The sequence below is a fragment of the Streptomyces microflavus genome (assembly GCF_014650075.1).
GTDB lineage: Bacteria > Actinomycetota > Actinomycetes > Streptomycetales > Streptomycetaceae > Streptomyces > Streptomyces microflavus.
The window spans coordinates 91,244-107,569 of the sequence record NZ_BMUG01000002.1 but is presented as its reverse complement, the minus strand read 5'-3'; the positions used below and the strand labels follow the sequence as shown (position 1 = coordinate 107,569).

The window sequence follows — 16,326 nt, the reverse complement described above, 5'->3', positions numbered from 1 at the left end:
GAGGGGTCTTCACCATGGATGCAGTCTCGTACACCGCACAGTGGATGGCCGCGGCCCGCGCACAGGAGTCCGAGCGGGAGGACCCGCTGTTCGTCGACCCGCTCGCCCGCGACCTGGCCGCGCCCAGGGGCTTCGAACTGATCGAGCGTTACGTCGGCGGCGGCGTGCTGCCGTTCATCTCCATCCGGACCCGGTTCCTGGACGACGCGATCCAGGAGATCGTCGCCGGGAGCGGGATCCAGCAGGTCGTGCTGATCGCGGCGGGCATGGACACCCGCGCGTTCCGGCTCGACTGGCCCGACGGCACCGAGCTCTACGAGGTCGACCACGGGCCGCTGATCACCGAGAAGCGCCGCCGCCTCGACGCGCTGGGCGCCGAGCCGCGCACCGACCGGCGCGAGGTCTCCGCCGACCTCACCCAGGAGTGGCTGCCCTCCCTGGAGGCCGCCGGCTTCGACCGAAACCGCCCGACCCTGTGGGTCGCCGAGGGGCTGACCTTCTTCCTCACCGAGGAGCAGGCCGGCGGACTGCTGCAGCTGCTCGCCTCCGCCTCGGCCCCCGGCAGCCACCTGGCCTTCGACCTCCTCGGGCGCGCCATGCTGCGCAGCCCGTTCTCGAAGCGCTTCCTGGACCACCTCGCCGCCGACGGCACGCCGTGGGTCTTCGGCACCGACGAGCCCGAGGAGTTCCTGACCGCCAACGGCTGGAAGACCACCGACCTGCGCGAGCCCGGCCAGCCCGGCGCCGGCGAGGGCCGCTGGCCGTACGAGGTGCAGCCGCGGGGCCGCCGCGGCGCGAACCGGCTGTGGCTGATCCGCGCCGAGGTCGTGACGGACTGATGGGACACCCGACCAAGGACCGGCGCATCACCCTGGAGCGGATCGAGTCGTACCTGCCCGAGCGCAGCGTACGGATCGAGGAGCTGGGCGAGCGGCTGGGCCTGCACCGGGCCCAGCTCGGGGTGTTCCGCAAGTTCTACGGCCTGGACACCCTCCGCTTCGACCCCGAGCTCCCGCTGCTCGACCTGCTGCGGCCCGCCGCCCGCGCCGCCCTGGAGGCCCTGCCCGAGGACGGCCGGGTCGACTACCTGGCGTACGCCCACACCACCCAGGCGGTGGCCCCGCCCGACGTGGACATCGCCCAGGTGGTCGGGGCGGACCTCGGCCTGCCCGACGCCGAGGCCTTCGGCTTCAGCCACCAGGCCTGCGTCAGCAGCCTGGGCGCCATCGAGGTGCTCGGCGAACTGCTCCGCGCGGAGGGCGCCGAGGGCGCGTACGCCCTGATGGTCACCGGGGAGCAGGCCTACTCGCCGATGGTCCAGCACATCCCCAACACCTCGATCATGGCGGATGCCGCGGCCTCCTGTCTGATCACCCTGGACGGCGAGGGCGATGTGGTCCGGTCCTTCGCCATCCGGACGCTGGGCGAGTACGCCCAGTGGCTGGAGCTGACCCCCGAGCAGAACACCGAGTTCGGGGAGCAGTACGGCCGACGGATCGCCGACACCATCCACGAGGCCCTGGCGGAGGCCGGGTTGACGCTCGACGAGGTCGACCTGGTGATCCCGCACAACGTCAACAAGCTGGCGTGGCGGCAGACCATCAAGGAGCTGGAGGTGGAGCCGGAGAAGGTGTTCCTGGACAACGTCCCGCGCTTCAGCCACACCTACGCCTCCGACGTCTTCGTCAACTACACCACCCTGCGGGACGAGGGCCGCCTGGTCGACGGCGCCCACTACCTGCTGGTCTCCGTCGGCCTGGGCGCGACCTTCGGCGCGATGGTGATCACCCACCGTGCGGGGGGCGGTGCCTGATGGAGCGTCAGGAATTGCTGCTGACCATCGAGAACGCGCTCAGCGAGGTGCTTGAGCGGCCGGTCAGCGGGCTCACCGAGGAGACCGCGCTCTTCGACGAACTGCAGCTCACCTCCATCGCCGTACTGGGGATGCTGATGAGCGTCGAGGAGGCGACCGGGATCTCGGTCGACCCGGAGGGGCTCGACATCGACGACCTGCGGACGCTCGGCTCCTTCGCCGACTACGTCGAGGCCGCGATCCGCAAGGAAGAGGGGACGTCATGAGCGGGCTCGCCGTCCGCGCCGCCGCATCGGTGCGCTCACCGCGGGGGCGGGCGCCGGAAGGCGTCCCGGCCGCCCTCGACTACTTCCGCGACCTGCTCACCCCCTTCGGGGAGAAGCCGGACGAGGAGCTGCTGAGCCGGGGACCGCACGTCCACCACCGCGATCTCGTGGACCTGCTCGTCGCCGACGAAGGTGTCGGCGGCAGCAGGCCGGAGCTGGCGATCGTCGCCCACGCCCTCCCGGACGTGGTGCCGTTCACCGCCGTCGCACCGCACCTGACCGAGCAACTCGGCGGCCGGGCGGTCAACTTCGCGATCGGCCAGCAGGGTCTGGCCGCGCCCTTCACCGCGCTGCGGATCGCCTCGGCGTACCACAGCTCGGGGCGGGCGGCGGAGGTGGTGATCGCGGTGCTGGAGCAGACCACGCTGCCCACCGCCTTCCCGCTGGTCCAGGAGAACCCGCTGATCGATTCGGCCGCGGCCGTCGTTCTCGGCGCCTCCACCGGGGACGGGCTGCGGTTCGTCCGCGCGCACTCGGCCGGTTCCGCGGCCACGGCCCTGGACCGGGAGCTCGGGGAGGACGGGACGCTGCTGGTGCTCGGCCCCTGGGTCACCGAGGACGTCCCGGACCACGGGGCGGTGCACCGGGTGGCCCCGGGCAGCTACTGCACCAGCCTCTGGCTGGAGCTGGCCGACCACTGGCAGGAGTGGCAGCGCGACCACCGGCGGGTCGTGCTCTGCGACACGGACCCCCGTACCGGCCGCACCCATGTGGCGCTCTTCGCCGGCACCCCGTAGCGCACCGGCCGGGCCGGACGCGGTGAGGCGTCCGGCCCGGCCACCACAGTGAGTCACCGAGAGCACAGAGCCACCACAGACATCGGACGAAGCGACGGACATCCGACGGAGCAACAGGCCTCCGACAGAGCGACAGGCCTCCGACGAAGCAACCGAAGGGAAGGCGGGAACACGATGACGACGGCCGAGTACCGGACCATCAGGCTGGACTCCGCGAGAGCCGGGACCGGCCCGGCGACCTGGGGGCAGCGGGCGATCTGGGGGGTCGTCTCCCGGCTCGGCGACGACGCCCCCCGCTACAACCTGCCGGTCGAACTCCCCGTCTCCCCGCCCCGCCCCGTCGCCCGCGTCCTCGCGGACCTGACGGAGCTGCTCCTGCTCCACGACAGCCTGCACACCCGGTTCCTGCCGCACGGCGAGGACGGCCTGGAGCAGGTCGTGGACGGCAGCGGTGAGCTTCCGGTCGAGATCCGTACGAGCTCGGCGGAGCTGGCCCCGGAGGTGAGCGCCGCCCTGCTGGGGCAGTTGGCGGGGCGCTCCTTCGACCACACGCGGGAGTGGCCCTTGCGGGTCGGCCTGGTGGAGAGCGGGGGCCTGGTCCACCGTCTTGTCCTGGTCGGCGCGCACACGGGAATGGACTACTGGGGCCTCGGCCGGCTGCTCCGCGACCTGGAGTCGGTCCAGGCGGGGGAGACCGCCGAGTCGCTGCGTGATTCCCGCCCCGCCGTCCAGCCCCTGGAGGCCGCGGAGGTCCAGGCGTCCCCGCTGGGCCGCCGCCGGGACGAGGCGGCCCGCCGCTACTGGATCGAGCAGCTCACCGCCGGACCCCGGCAGATCTTCCGGAACCCCGCCGCCCCCGAGCTCGCGGACGACCCCACCCGGCGCTTCCCCAACGCGCTGCTGCGCTCGCCCGCGCTGGCCGTCGCCGTCGGGCAGGTGGCCGAGAAGCTCGGGGTCAGCGACGCCGCCGTGCTGCTCGGGGCGGTCTCCCACCAGCTGGCCCTGTCGTCCGGCAGCAGCGATGTGCTCTTCCAGGTCGTGGTGGGCAACCGGTTCCAGCCGGCCGCCGCCGCGACGGTCTCCACGGTGGCGCAGGAAGCGCTGTTCCGGCTCACGGACGCGGACAAGGACTTCGCGGACGCGGTGCGGCGGACCCGGTCCGTCGCGTTCGGCGCGTTCCGCCACGCCGCGTACGACAAGTGGGCGCTGGACCGGGAGGTGGCAGGGCTGATCGAGAAGGAGACGGCGGCCGACCACTCGTACTGGTGGAACGACACCCGCGACCCGGCCGTCACCCCGTTCGACACCGTGGAGCGGCCGACAGCCCCGCTGAGCGAACTGACCGGCCGGACCGAACTGACCTGGCCGACCGAGTTCCTGCCCCGCAGGAACGTCTCCATCGCCGTGGACGCGCTGACCGCGCCGGGCGCCCTGGACCTGGCCATGACCGCCGACCCGGCCGTCATCAGCCGTACGGGGATGGAGGAGTTCCTCCGCGGGGTCGAGGAGCTGATCGTGGCCGAGGCGACAGCGCTGGGGGACCGATGAGCAAGCAGTACGCGGGCATCGCCTGGGCCGAGACGGGCTACCGGGTGGAAGTCGTGGACGACGCGGGACACCGGGTCGCCGAGCCGAGCAGCTGGGGCGGCGGCCGGGTCGCCGAACTCATCGCCTGGCTGCGGGAGCTGGGCGACGGCGAGGCCCCGGCCGTGGTCCTGGACTCCACCAACGGGCTGCTCGACGGCCCGATGACGGCGGCAGGGCTGGAGGTGTACCGCGCGGACCCCTGGCTGCTGCCCCCGCGCCCCCGGTTCGGCTCCGTTACCGCCGGACAGCTCGCGGAGCAGGCCCGGACCGCGCCCGGCGCGCTGGCCCGGGTGACCGCCGAGAGCGGCACGCTGGCCGGCCGCGCCGAGGAGTACTTCGAGGGCGTACGGCGCGGCGAGCCGGGGCGGGCGGCGCTGACGGAGGCCGGCCGCTGCTTCGACCACGGCCGCCGCGACACCTCCCGGGTCGCACTCACCTTCGACGACGGCCCCGACCCGGTGTACACCCGCCAGGTGGTGGAGATCCTGGAGCGGTACGGGGCCCGCGCGACCTTCTTCTGTGTCGGCCACCATGTCGTGGCGCTGCCCGACGAGGTACGGCGGATCCACGCGGCCGGCCACGAGCTGGGCAACCACTCCTGGTCGCACCCTTTCCTGCCCGACCTGACGGCCCAGGAGCTGCGCGACCAGCTCGACCGCACGGCGGAGGAGCTGGACCGGCTGACCGGCCGCGCCCCGACCTGGTTCCGGCCGCCGTACGGGTCCCTGACCCCCGAGGTGCTGGCCGCCCTGGACGGGCATCCGACCACCGTGACGATGTGGGACGTGGACGCCCGCGACTGGTCGAGGCCAGGGCCGGAGCAGATCGCCGCGACCGTCCTGGAGGGCGCCGGGCCGGGCTCGGTGGTGCTGATGCACGAGGGCGCCGGCGACCGCGGCCAGACCGTACAGGCCCTCCCGTCGATCATCGAGGGCCTGCTCGAACGCGGCCTGGAACTGGTCACGGTGGGCGAGCTGGCGGCGACGGCCGCCCCCACGGACGGCGCCTGACCACGCTGCCGGCGAAGACGCCCCTGAACACCCCTGAACACCCCTGAACACCCCTGAACACCCCTGAACACCCCTGAACACCCGATCAACGACTGAAGGATTTGAACGGCTATGGAAGAGCGCTTGGCAGAGCACGCTGCGGCGGAACCGCCTCCTCCGCCGCCGAAGGACGGCCCCGGCGGGTCCGGCGGGGGCCCGTCCGCGGGGGAGCCGGCGATCTGGTCCCGTAACTTCAAGTTCTACTTCGTCGGCCGCAGCGCGGGCCTGCTCAGCTGGGCCATGCTGCCGGTCGCGGTCGCGGCCGGTCTGCTCATCGACGGGTACGGCCTGGAGACCGCGGGCTACTCGATGGCCTTCCTGGTCGCCCCGTTCGCCGGCCTGGTGCTGTTCGGCGGGGTGCTGGCCGACCGGTTCACCGCCCGCCGGATGATGATCATCGCGGACCTGGCCAACCTGGTCGCCCACGTCCTGCTCGCCCTCCTGTTCATCCACGGCATCGACCACCTCTGGCAGCTGTACTCGCTGCTGGTGGTCGCCGGTACCGCCAACGCCCTCTTCCAGCCCGGCGCCGCCTCGACCGTGCCGCTGGTCTCCCGGGACGTGCAGGGCGCCAACGGCATCCTGCGCACCTCGGAGGCGATCACCGGCCTCGGCGGACCGGCACTCGCCGGAACCCTGGTCGGCTTCGGATCCACCGGCTGGGTCATGGTGATCTCCGCCGTCGCCTACGGGACCAGCGCGATATGCCTGTTCGTGCTCAAGCTCGGCGTGGTGCCCGCCCCGCCGGCCGGCGAGTCCATGTGGCACAACCTGGCGGTCGGCTGGCGGGAGTTCTGGTCCCGCAGCTGGCTCTGGGGCGTCATCGTGATCTGGATGTTCTACGCGGTGCTCGCCTGGGGGCCGCAGCTCTCGCTGGCCGCCGGTGTCATCGTGCCCGAACACGGTGCCCGCGCCTTCGGCCTGGTCAACGCCGCGCTGGGCGCCGGAACCATCATCGGTGGTCTGCTGGCGATCCGCTACAAGCCCGAACGGCCGCTCGCCGCGGGGGCCGTGGCGATGATGGCGTACCCCATCTACCCCCTCGGCATCGTGCTCGGCTGGCCGGTCTGGCTGCTCATGCTCGCCCAGGTCGCGGTCGGGACCGGGATCGGCATCTGGGGCGTCATGTGGTCCACCAGCGTGCAGACCCAGGTGCCGGGCGAGATGCTGAACCGCATCCACGCGTACGAGGTCGCGGGCTCCGTCGGCATGTACCCGATCGGCAGCGCGCTGGCCGGTCCCGCCGTCGGCCTGTTCTCCCCCAAGACGGTGCTCATGGTGGGCGTCGTGGTCTCCTTCCTCACTGCCTCCGCGCTCCTGATCGCCCGCCCGATCCGCAACCTGCGCCGGGTGCCGGACCGGCTCTGAACGCCACCGGTCCGGGCCCGGCCCGGCTGCACACGGCCGCCGAGGGCGTGCACTACCTGGTCGGCCGGAACGAGGAGGTGCTGGACGCGCTGCCGGTCGCCGCGAGGGACCGGGCGGCGGTTTCGCGGCTGCCGCCGTGGCGTGCCGTGGAGTACGCCGCCTCACGGACCCTGCTGCGCGCCCTGCTGCGGGAGATCGGCGAGGACCTCCGGGACGGGCCGGTCGCCGCGCGCCCGGGCGGCCGGCCGTACCTGCCCGGCCGGCCCGGTCTGGGCGTGAGCCTCTCGCACTCCTCCGGCTGGGTCGCCGCGGCCGTCGGCAGGGACCGCGACGTCGGAGTCGACGTGCAGACCCCGGCCGCCGTCGGCCACCGGCTGCTGCGCCTGTGCTGTTCGCCCGTGGACGCCGAAGCGCTGATCGCCCTGCCGGAGGAGAGGCGCAGAGGGGAGTTCGCCTGGATCTTCACCGTCCAGGAGGCGTGCGTGAAGGCGGTCGGAAGAGGGCTCTCCGGCCGCCCCTGGAGCGTGCCGGTCGCCCTGGGCCAACAGGCGGGTCAGTGGGGGCGGGTGAGCTGGTGCGCCCCGCGCGACGGGCAGCCCGTACCGGTCGGCTGCGCCTGGACCGAGCGGCCGGGGCGGGAGGGGGAGGGGAAGGAGGGGGACACGGTGGCTCAGGGCGTGGCCGCGCAGTAGGCCTGGGCGCAGAACGAGGCGGCGGCCACCTTGGCCGATTCCGCGTACGTGGCGTCCCACTCGTCGTCGGGTCCGGAGACCAGGACCCCCCACCTCACCCCCTCCTCGTCGACCAACCCTGTGAGCAGCGCCCGCTGCCGCGTTCCGTCGGTGCGCGTCAGGAGATACTCCAGTTCGGCGCTCTGCGATCCGCCGGAGGTGTCCGTCTCCTCCAGCCGGATGCGCTGGTAACCCTCGTCCTGGCTTTTGAGCCGGTCCGTCTCCCTCAGCGCGTCGGCCGGTGTGTAGTCCGGCTCGGAGATCCGGTAGACCTGAAGCAGCCCGTCCCCGCCGTCCGTCTCGTAGAAGACGACGTCGCCCGCGTCGCGCTGTTCCTCCCTGCGTTCCCAGCCCTCCCTGACCTGCACCTGGAAGCCCTGCGCGTCTTCCCGTATCCCGAAGCCGGGAGGGGGTTCGGGTGCGGCCCCGGCGTCCGTTCCGTCGGTCCCGTCGGTCTCTCCCGTCCCGTCGGTCCCCTCCGTCTGGTCAGCCCCCTCCGACCCGTCTGTCCCGTTCGCCCCGGGGGTGGTCTCCGCCGACGTCTGGGCACCCTGTGCCTCGTCGTCATCGAACAGCAGCAGCGCGCCTCCGAAGGTGACCGTGGCCAGCACGGCCGCGGCCAGTACGGAGGCCGTGGCCCACAGCCCCCATTCCCTGGCGTGCCGCCGCCGCTGGGCGTCCGGGTCGGGGGAGGGCTCCCACCGCTGCTTCTCCGTCTCCCATCCGGTCATGTCAGCATTCCGCCGATCACCCCGGCGGCCACCCCGGCCGCCGTCTGTTCGCCCACGGACCGGGCCGCCCGGGCCGTCAGCGCTCCCAGCCGCTGCAGCCGGCCCCGCTCCACCCCGCCGGTGTCCCGGATCTCCCGTTCGGCCTCGGCGGCCGCCGTCCCCACCTCGCCCGTCTGCCCCCGCAACAGCAGAAGTGCGTCGATGAGTTGGGGCGTCGCCTCGATGAACCGGTCCGACCGGTCGATGGCCTGCGCGTCGGGACCCGAGGCCGCCGCGCCGCCGGTCATCCGCCCGACGGAGAGGCCACCGGGAAGCGGCGCCACGACGGGCGGCGGTCCGGCCACGCCGTCCGTCCGGCCGATCCTCCGGCCGGCGTCCTCCGCCTTCGCGTTCCTGCCGACGGCAACGGCTCCTCCGCCGAACTCGCCGATGACGATCCCGCCCGGCGGATCCGTACCCGCCGGCTCGTCGCCGGAGACCGGCTGCCGCTCGCCGCTCTCCGCATCGCTCTGTCCGCCCATGTCCCTCTCCCCGCCGTTCTGTTGACCGTTCTTGCTGTTCTCGTCGTTCTCGTCGATCTCGCCGTTCATCAGGTGCCCTTCCGCCGGCCCGCCGGCCGACCGCCCCCTCAGCGGACCATCTGCCGCATCGCTCCGGCGGCCCGCGCCCTGGCGCCCCGGCCCGTCGCCACGGCTCCTCCGCTCATCGACCCGATGTAGACCCCGCCGTTGCTCACCTCGACGATCTGCTGCTCCAGCAGGCCGGTGTCATGGCCCTTCTCGCTCAGCGCCTGGAGGGCCCCCGTACCGATGCGTTCCTGGATCGTCCGGAGGTAGCGGCTGACGTCCATCCGCTGCAACGCCGACTTCCCGGGCCGGGAAGCCAGTTCGCGTACGGACGCTGCCGCTCCCTCGGCCGGGATCTCCAGCGCGCTTCCCCGCAACCGGTGCCGCACCGCCCGACGGACCGCGCCGGTCACCGTGTGCACGGCGGAGAGGACCGCCGCCACCCCGGAGGCAGGTGCGCTCAGCAGTGCTCGTGCCGCCGCGGCCGCCGGGAGACGGCCCCGCTCCACCAGGGCGTCGACGAGTCCGAAGGCCGGTTCGAGCGGATCGAGTACGTGCGGTACGACCTCCAGCACCAGCAACTCGCCCTGGGTGTGCACCCGTACCAGCACGGTGACCACCACCTGGTGATCCCACGCGGCGACCCGGACCCGCAGGAAGTGCCGCCGCGCCTCGCCGCCCTCGCCGACCGAAGCGGACCGGTGCAGCTCCGTGGCGGTCTCCCCGTGATCGGCCCGGTTCCTGGCCGGCCCCGACGGCAGGTACACCAGCTCGTCGATCTCCACGCCCCTGAGCCGGTCCAGGCCCGAGGGAGGGGCCGGCAGCCGGCCGAGGTCCGCCAGCCGTTCCCGTACGCAGTCGAGTACCCCTGCCGCGGTGAGCGGCTCGGAGTCCGCCCCCGGCCTGCGGCGCAGGTCCATCACGAGCGACCAGGGCCGCAGGGCACCCCCCGACCCGACGAACGGCCGGGACGGTTCGTACAGGACGATCCCCGAGTACTGTTCCCTGTCGATGGCGCGGCCGATCTCCCGCAGCCACTCGGGGCCGGTCAGCTCCTCCCGGGGCAGCTCGCCGAAGACCTCGGCGCCCAGACGTTCGTGCATCACCGCCTCCACCGCGTTGCGGTGCCGCCACACGGGGATCGCCATCAGCAGTGGGAAGACCACCGCCATCCAGTTCGCGGAGTAGTTCCACACGGCGGCCAGGGCCGTCACCCAGTAGAGGGCCATCAGCACCTGGGGGACGAGAGCCACGAGCCGGCCCCGGCGCCGGATGGGCAGGCCGTCCAGGGAGTAGACGCTGGTGCCGCGGCCTGAGGTGCTTCGTGCGGCCCACAGCAGCGCGCTCACGATCGCGTAGTTCCACGCCCAGACGCCGGAGCCCGGACGGTGGCCCACGCCGTCCAGTCCGCCCAGCGCGTCGGTGGGGAGGAAGAAGCTCTGCTCGACATAGCTGCGGCCGTACGCCTCGGCCAGGCTCCAGGAGGTCATCCAGCCGAAGCTCTCCCCGAAGTAGTCCGCCAGCAGGAAGAGCACCCCCAGGAGTGAGATCCAGCCGCCGGCCCGTAACTCGAGCGTGCGTGCCCGTAACGCGTGGGCCAGCACCGGCACGGCATCGGCACCGGCCGAGGGCGCCACCGTCCGCCCGCTGTGCTCGACCAGCTCGGACACGACCTCGCGGCGGAAGCGCGCCCGGAGGTAGGGGCCCGCGCAGAGCAGGCGGGTGGTCTCGGTGTGGGCGTACCGGTTCCGCGGCGGTTGTGGAGTGGGGGCGGGAGGCCGGGGCCCGGGAGTCGGGCGGGGTTGGGCGGGAACCGCCAATGTTGCCTCAATTCCTTGTTTATAGCTGTGAGTTACAGCGAAATGCTCCTTATAGGGACGCAAACTGTAGAGCAACCGGTGGGGGCGCGCCATGCTTTCGCCGCAGCCCGTGCCGATGGCCGCGGCCCCGGTACGGGGCGCGCGACGAGCCGGGTGGGCACGGCTTCTATCCTGTGCCGAGCGCCAACGACCGCAGGGGAACGGGCCATCGGGGGATCGGGTCAGGATGAGTGGCAGCACGGAACAGCACGACGGCGAGCGTTACCCGGCCATGGAGGGCATACGCCCCCTCGTGGCCGGTGATCCCGAACGGATCGGGCCCTACCCGCTGCTCGGCCGGCTGGGGGCCGGAGGCATGGGCCGCGTCTATCTGGCCCGCTCCGCCGGGGGCCGCACGGTCGCCGTGAAGGTCGTCCACGAGGAACACGTCAGCAACGGGGAGTTCCGGGCCCGTTTCCGCCGCGAGATCGAGGCGGCCCGCCGCGTCGGCGGGCGCTACACCGCACCCGTGCTCGACGCGGACGCCGACGCCGATCACCCGTGGGTGGCCACCGGCTATGTGCCCGGGCCCTCCCTGGAGCAGGCCGTCCGGGAGCACGGGCCGCTGCCCGCCGATTCCGTACGAGCGCTGGCCGAGGGGCTGTTGCGGGCGCTGCGCGGGATCCACGCCGCCGGGATCGTGCACCGCGACCTGAAGCCGTCCAACGTCCTGCTCACCGTCGACGGACCCCGCGTCATCGACTTCGGCATAGCCCGTGCGCTCCAGGTCTCCGTCGAGTCCCTGCTGACCAGCACCGGCATGGTCATCGGCTCGCCCGGGTTCATGGCGCCCGAGCAGATCCTCGGTGAGGAGACCGGCGCGGGGGCGGACGTCTTCGCGCTCGGCTGCGTACTGACGTACGCGGCCACCGGGCAGCTGCCGTTCGGGAACGGGGCGAGCAACCAGCACGCCGTGATGTACCGGATCGTCGAATCCGCGCCGGACCTCGCCGGGGTGGGGGACGCCTCCTTGCGCGAGCTGATCGGGCGCTGCTTGACCAAGAAGGCGGCCGAACGGCCGGGCGTGGACGCGCTGTTGGCCGATCTTGGTACGTCGGAGAGCCGGGGTGCCCTGCGGGGTGGGGCATGGCTGCCGCCGCAGCTCCTGGCCTGCCTCGCTCGGCAGGCGGCGGTGCTGCTGGACGCGGATGTGCCGAGGGCGGCGGGCGGGCCGGAACCCGAACTCGTATCCGAGCCCGAGCCCATATCCGAGCCCGAGCCCGAGCCCATATCCGAGCCCGAGCCCGAGCCCATATCCGAGCCCGAGCCCATATCCGAACCAGCACCGGAGCTCGCGCCTGAACCCGAACCCGGTTCCGTACCACAGGAGTTCGGGGAGGCCGGGTCGGAAGCCGTGCCCGAGCCGGAACCCGTCGCCGCCCCCGCCCTCGTGGTCTCCGCGAGCGAGCCCGGCGGCAAGGCCCCGCGCCGTCGACGCCGTACCTGGGTCGTGGCGGCCGCAGTGCTCGCCGTGCTGGCCACCGGCTCCACCGTGGCCTTCCTCCAGCACGGCCCCGGCGGCGGTACGGACGCCCGCGACAGCGACGCGGCCGCGCCCCCCGGAACCGGCGACGACCCCTCCGCCCCGCCCTCCGCAGTCCCCACCGGTGGCGACAGGACCGGGAACGAGGAGAAGGCGAAGGACAAGGAGAAGGGGCAGGCGAAGGAGAAGGACGACGACGCGGGAGCCGCCGAGGCCTCCGGGGGCGCCGCCTCAGGCGATGGGGATGGCGATGGCGGTGCCGGCTCGGAGGGCGCGGGCGGCTCGGGGTCCTCCCAGCCCGGTGGTGGCGGTACCCAGCCCGGCTCCGGCTCCTCCGCCGACGGCGGCTCCGGCTCCGGTTCCGCGCCGAAGCCCCCCGCCGGGAACCCCGACCCCCCGGCCCCGGACGACCGCGTACCGCAGCACTTCGTCGGGACCTGGACCATCGCGTCGCAGTACAACGCCCTCCAGCCCCACACCGTGGTCATCCGGCGGGTCTCCCCGGGACAGCTCGCGGTGACCCTCGTCGCCGATGTGCAGGGCACGGGGCACTGCGAGTACGCGGCGAAGCTCTCCTCCGTGACGAACGGCGGGAAGCGGATCGACGTCGGTACCGCCACCGTGGACAAGGCGCGTTCCACCGGGATGTGCCGCGACACCGACCCCTCGTTCTTCGCCGTCGACGGGTCCGGCATCCTGCACGACGTCGGGCCCGCCCACGGCAGCGGCTACCGCTACAACCGGGCCTGACACCGGCCGGGAAGAGGCTGGGAAGGGACTGGGAAGGGGCTGGGACGGCCCCCTCAGCCCACAGCCTCGCCCGGATACGCGGTCTCGAACGCCGAGCGGAACAGGGCCGTGACGTCCTGGCCCGTGAGCCCTTCCGTGCGGGCCAGGACCATCCACTCGGCCAGGGACGCACGGAGCGGTGAGTCGGGGCCGGACTGGGGCTGGGCGAGGGAGCGGGTGATGAACGTGCCCGCCCCCTGGCGCACCTCGGCCAGGCCCGCCCGCTCCAGTTCGCGGTAGGCCTTCAGCGTGGTGTTCGGGTTGACCTTGGTCTCCGCGGCGACCTGGGCGGCGGTGGGCAGCCGGTCACCCTCCTCCAGGGCTCCCATGCGCAGCGCCTGCTCGACCTGGCGGACGATCTGGAGGTACGTCGCCACCCCGCTGCGCCGGTCGATGCGGAACACGACCACGGACTTCACCTTCCGCTCGATGGGCGACACTTTACGTAGGGGATGCGCACCGCCCCTACAGCGGGCGGCGCGAGACCCGCCACAGCACGAACGCCGTCAGGATCGCCGTTCCGGCGAGCAGGATGCCTGCCGCGGTCCACTGCATCGCCGCCATCTGGTCGTAGTCGATGTACTCGATGACGCTGTTGATGATCCCGTGCTCCTTCATGCACGCGTTCTGCGCCTTCTCGGTGGCCTCGGCGCAGGTGCCCCAGCCGAAGAGCTCGCCGTTCGCGTTGCCGACCCAGCGGTCCACCTCGTACGACTCGGCGAAGCGGGCCGGGAGTTCGGTGTCCAGCGGGTACGTGAACATCCGGGTGGAGCCGAGGAGGACCCGGAACTCGTCCCAGACGAATCCGGCCATGACGGTGAAGAGGAACGTGACGACCATCGCGGGCAGCACCCGGCGCACGAGTGTGCCGATGGTGATGCCGGCCGCGGTCATGAAGAGGAGCATCGCGGGCAGGACCGGGCCGGTGTTGTCGAAGACCGGCCCCTCGATCCACTGGCTGAGGAAGAAGGAGCGGTGCGGCTCCCACCACCAGGTGAAGACGGCCGAGAGCACCAGCCCGGAGACCAGGGCGAGGGTGTAGGCGAGGCCCAGCTTCGCGATCAGCCACTGGCGGCGGGTCACGGACTGGGTGGTGACCAGCTGTACGGTGCCGTTCTCCCGGTCGCCCGCGATCAGCGGGGCGCCGATGAAGAGGGCGAGGAGCAGCGGGAGGCCGCCGAGGAGGGCGGTGGTGTAGCCGTAGCCCCGGGTGTCGTCGACCGCGTGCCGGACCTCCTTCTCCGGCCAGCCGGCCGCGTCGAGCAGCTGGACCAGCTCGTGGCGCTGGTACACGATCCAGAGCGCGCCGAGCACGGTGAGGCCGAGGATGCAGGCCAGTGCGGTCCGGTGCTGGCGTACGACGAGCCAGGGCAGCCCGCGCAGCAGGCGGCGCCGGGGCCGGAGTCCGGCGGGGGTCTCGGTCAGGGTGGAGGTGCTCATGCGGCCTGGGTCCCTTCGGCGTCGACGCGGGCGCCCTGGGGGTAGAGCGAGGGTGCGTCCGGTGAGCGGAGATGGGCGAGCAGGACCTCTTCCAGGGAGGGCTCTGCGGTCTCCCAGTCGGTGGGCAGGGGTCCCTTCGGCCGGATCATCGCGTGGAACTGCCGTCCCTGGACGCGCGTTTCGACCACGGTGTGCCGGTCGAGCTCGGGCGGCAGGGAGCCGTCCCGGGTCACGCCCGTCACCAGGGTGTGGGCGGGTACGAGCGCGTCGGCGTCACCGGCCATCCGGATCCGGCCCTCCGCGACGACCAGCAGGTAGTCGCACATGTCCTCCAGCTCGGTGAGCATGTGGGAGGACATCACCACCGTGGTGCCGCGCTCGACGGCCTCCGCCATCAGCAGCGTGCTCATCTCGTCGCGGGCCAGCGGGTCGAGGTCCGACATCGGCTCGTCGAGGAGCAGCAGGTCGGGGCGCTTGCCGAAGGCGAGCGCGAAGGCGACGCGGGTGCGCTGGCCGCCGGAGAGCGTGCCGATCCTGGCGTGCAGCGGGACGTTGCCGGAGCGGACGATCCGCTCGGCCGCCGCCGCGTCCCAGCCGGGGTTGAGCTCGGCGCCCATCCGCAGGGTGTCGGCGACGGTGAACCGCTTGAACAGCGGCTTCTCCTGGCCGAGGAAGGCGAATCTCGGCATCACGGCGGGGTCGTCGACCGGGACGCCGAAGATGCGCAACTCCCCTGTCGTCGGCTCCACCTGACGGGTCGCCAGTCCGAGCAGGGTGCTCTTTCCGGCGCCGTTCGGGCCGACCAGTCCGCAGATGCGTCCGGCGGGGATCCGGAAGGAGCAGTCGCGCAGCGCCCAGCCGCGGAAGTAGCGCTTGCCCAGGCCCCGGGCTTCCAGTGCCCAGCTGCCCGGGGTCCCGTTCGGAGTGCTCGTGTCTGCCACGCGCCTCGCCTCGATTCCATTAGTCAATTAATGGAATCATGGTGTTCTGAGGGAATGCCTGTCAAGCGCACGCCGAAGCGCGCGCGGACGAGGAGGGGGTCGAGCAGTCAGGAAAGGGCCGGGCCGCCGAGGCGCCCGGTCACCCCCGCGGCGGCGGCGCGCAGTCCAGCACCATCTCCACCGCCGCGTCCAGACAGTCCCGTTCGGGCGCCGTCAGGAACGGGTTCTCCCACTGGCGGGCCCGGGCGCGGGCCAGATCGGCGGCGTCGGCGCCCCCGTCATCGGCCAGCTCCGCGAGGAGCGCCGCCAGCAGCGTACGGGCCTCGGCCTCCGGCGCCGGGAACTCCGGGTCGAGCGCCACCCGGGCCAGGGTCAGCGCCGACATCGCCCGGTCGAAACCGGGCGGGCCCTCCGTCGCGGTGGACCAGTCGATCACCACCGGCCCCCGGTCCGTGAGCATCACGTTCTCCGGATGGAGGTCGAGGTGGAGGATGCAGTCCTGCGGGTCGGCCGAGACCCGGGGCGGGATCGCGTGCAGCTCGCGCAGCAGCCGGGCGAGCAGCGCGCCCCCATCGGCGGCGCCCAGGGCCCCCGCCAGCAGGGCCTCGGACATGGTCGGGCCGGTCAGCCGCTGCAGTACCAGGTCCGTGGGGCGGGCCCCGTCGGCGGGCGGACCGATGCGCGGCACCGGGTACCCGAAGGCGCGGACGTACGACATCACGGCCAGCTCCTCCGTGGTGTCGGAGCGGTCGCGGTAGCGGCGAAGGACCCAGGAGCCGTCGAGTTCGTATACGTCGGCGGTGCGTCCCGAGCCCAGAAGTTGCCCTGTGTGCATGGGGCCGAACCTACCCGGGCGTACCACCGAAGGGGAGACGCCGGTCGGCTTCGCGCGCGGAGGCGGCCGCT

At 72.8% G+C, this 16,326-nt stretch carries 16 protein-coding genes; 9 read left to right on the top strand and 7 right to left on the bottom strand.

Features of this window, described 5'->3' with window-relative positions:
• Positions 1-14 precede the first annotated feature (14 nt).
• From IE264_RS05530 to IE264_RS05495, 8 genes are all read left to right on the top strand, one after another.
• Positions 15-839, top strand: a complete 825-nt coding sequence (locus IE264_RS05530; protein WP_015609404.1) for a class I SAM-dependent methyltransferase — start codon at positions 15-17, stop codon at positions 837-839.
• Positions 839-1,813, top strand: coding sequence for a 3-oxoacyl-[acyl-carrier-protein] synthase III C-terminal domain-containing protein (locus tag IE264_RS05525; protein WP_032758706.1), 975 nt, complete (start codon positions 839-841; stop codon positions 1,811-1,813). The genes IE264_RS05530 and IE264_RS05525 overlap by 1 nt, the downstream gene beginning before the upstream one ends.
• Positions 1,813-2,079 (top strand): acyl carrier protein, encoded by a 267-nt coding sequence (locus IE264_RS05520; protein ID WP_015609402.1) that lies wholly within the window; start codon positions 1,813-1,815, stop codon positions 2,077-2,079. Before IE264_RS05525 ends, IE264_RS05520 begins: the two co-directional genes overlap by 1 nt.
• The gene (locus IE264_RS05515) at positions 2,076-2,876 is read left to right on the top strand and encodes a hypothetical protein (protein ID WP_032758705.1); all 801 of its coding nucleotides are present in this window, start codon (positions 2,076-2,078) and stop codon (positions 2,874-2,876) included. Before IE264_RS05520 ends, IE264_RS05515 begins: the two co-directional genes overlap by 4 nt.
• A gap of 174 nt (positions 2,877-3,050) precedes the next feature.
• Positions 3,051-4,424 (top strand): condensation domain-containing protein, encoded by a 1,374-nt coding sequence (locus IE264_RS05510; protein WP_032758704.1) that lies wholly within the window; start codon positions 3,051-3,053, stop codon positions 4,422-4,424.
• Positions 4,421-5,473 carry a polysaccharide deacetylase family protein gene (locus IE264_RS05505; protein ID WP_032758702.1) on the top strand — a complete coding sequence of 351 codons (1,053 nt, stop codon included), beginning with the start codon at positions 4,421-4,423 and terminating at the stop codon, positions 5,471-5,473. The genes IE264_RS05510 and IE264_RS05505 overlap by 4 nt, the downstream gene beginning before the upstream one ends.
• A 123-nt stretch (positions 5,474-5,596) precedes the next feature.
• Positions 5,597-6,880, top strand: a complete 1,284-nt coding sequence (locus IE264_RS05500; RefSeq protein ID WP_229887409.1) for an MFS transporter — start codon at positions 5,597-5,599, stop codon at positions 6,878-6,880.
• Positions 6,881-6,927: 47 nt separating this feature from the next.
• Positions 6,928-7,572, top strand: coding sequence for a 4'-phosphopantetheinyl transferase family protein (locus IE264_RS05495; protein ID WP_032758700.1), 645 nt, complete (start codon positions 6,928-6,930; stop codon positions 7,570-7,572).
• Here IE264_RS05495 and IE264_RS05490 read toward each other — a convergent pair.
• The 3 genes from IE264_RS05490 to IE264_RS05480 are packed head-to-tail and all read right to left on the bottom strand — an operon-like array spanning position 7,551 to position 10,578.
• The gene (locus tag IE264_RS05490) at positions 7,551-8,342 is read right to left on the bottom strand and encodes a serine/threonine kinase C-terminal domain-containing protein (protein WP_032758699.1); all 792 of its coding nucleotides are present in this window, start codon (positions 8,340-8,342) and stop codon (positions 7,551-7,553) included. The genes IE264_RS05495 and IE264_RS05490 overlap by 22 nt on opposite strands.
• Positions 8,339-8,932: a hypothetical protein gene (locus IE264_RS05485; protein ID WP_015609395.1), complete on the bottom strand. Its 594-nt coding sequence runs from the start codon at positions 8,930-8,932 to the stop codon at positions 8,339-8,341. Before IE264_RS05485 ends, IE264_RS05490 begins: the two co-directional genes overlap by 4 nt.
• Positions 8,933-8,970: 38 nt before the next feature.
• Entirely contained in the window at positions 8,971-10,578 is a 1,608-nt protein-coding gene (locus IE264_RS05480) for an AbeC-like domain-containing protein (protein WP_229887407.1), read from the bottom strand.
• Between the two features lie 376 nt (positions 10,579-10,954).
• Between IE264_RS05480 and IE264_RS05475 the strand changes: the two genes are divergently transcribed.
• Positions 10,955-13,000 (top strand): serine/threonine-protein kinase, encoded by a 2,046-nt coding sequence (locus IE264_RS05475; RefSeq protein ID WP_032758697.1) that lies wholly within the window; start codon positions 10,955-10,957, stop codon positions 12,998-13,000.
• 53 nt (positions 13,001-13,053) lie between these two features.
• On the opposite strand, the gene IE264_RS05470 is transcribed toward IE264_RS05475, so the two are convergent.
• The 4 genes from IE264_RS05470 to IE264_RS05455 form a co-directional block, all read right to left on the bottom strand.
• Positions 13,054-13,458, bottom strand: a complete 405-nt coding sequence (locus tag IE264_RS05470; RefSeq protein ID WP_190167606.1) for a GntR family transcriptional regulator — start codon at positions 13,456-13,458, stop codon at positions 13,054-13,056.
• Between the two features lie 46 nt (positions 13,459-13,504).
• A complete protein-coding gene (locus IE264_RS05465; RefSeq protein ID WP_015609391.1) occupies positions 13,505-14,479 on the bottom strand; it encodes an ABC transporter permease in 975 nt (324 codons plus the stop codon).
• Complete coding sequence (locus IE264_RS05460; protein WP_190167585.1) at positions 14,476-15,420, bottom strand: ABC transporter ATP-binding protein; 945 nt, start codon at positions 15,418-15,420, stop codon at positions 14,476-14,478. Before IE264_RS05460 ends, IE264_RS05465 begins: the two co-directional genes overlap by 4 nt.
• 139 nt (positions 15,421-15,559) lie before the next feature.
• Complete coding sequence (locus IE264_RS05455) at positions 15,560-16,255, bottom strand: phosphotransferase (protein ID WP_032758694.1); 696 nt, start codon at positions 16,253-16,255, stop codon at positions 15,560-15,562.
• Positions 16,256-16,326: the final 71 nt, after the last annotated feature.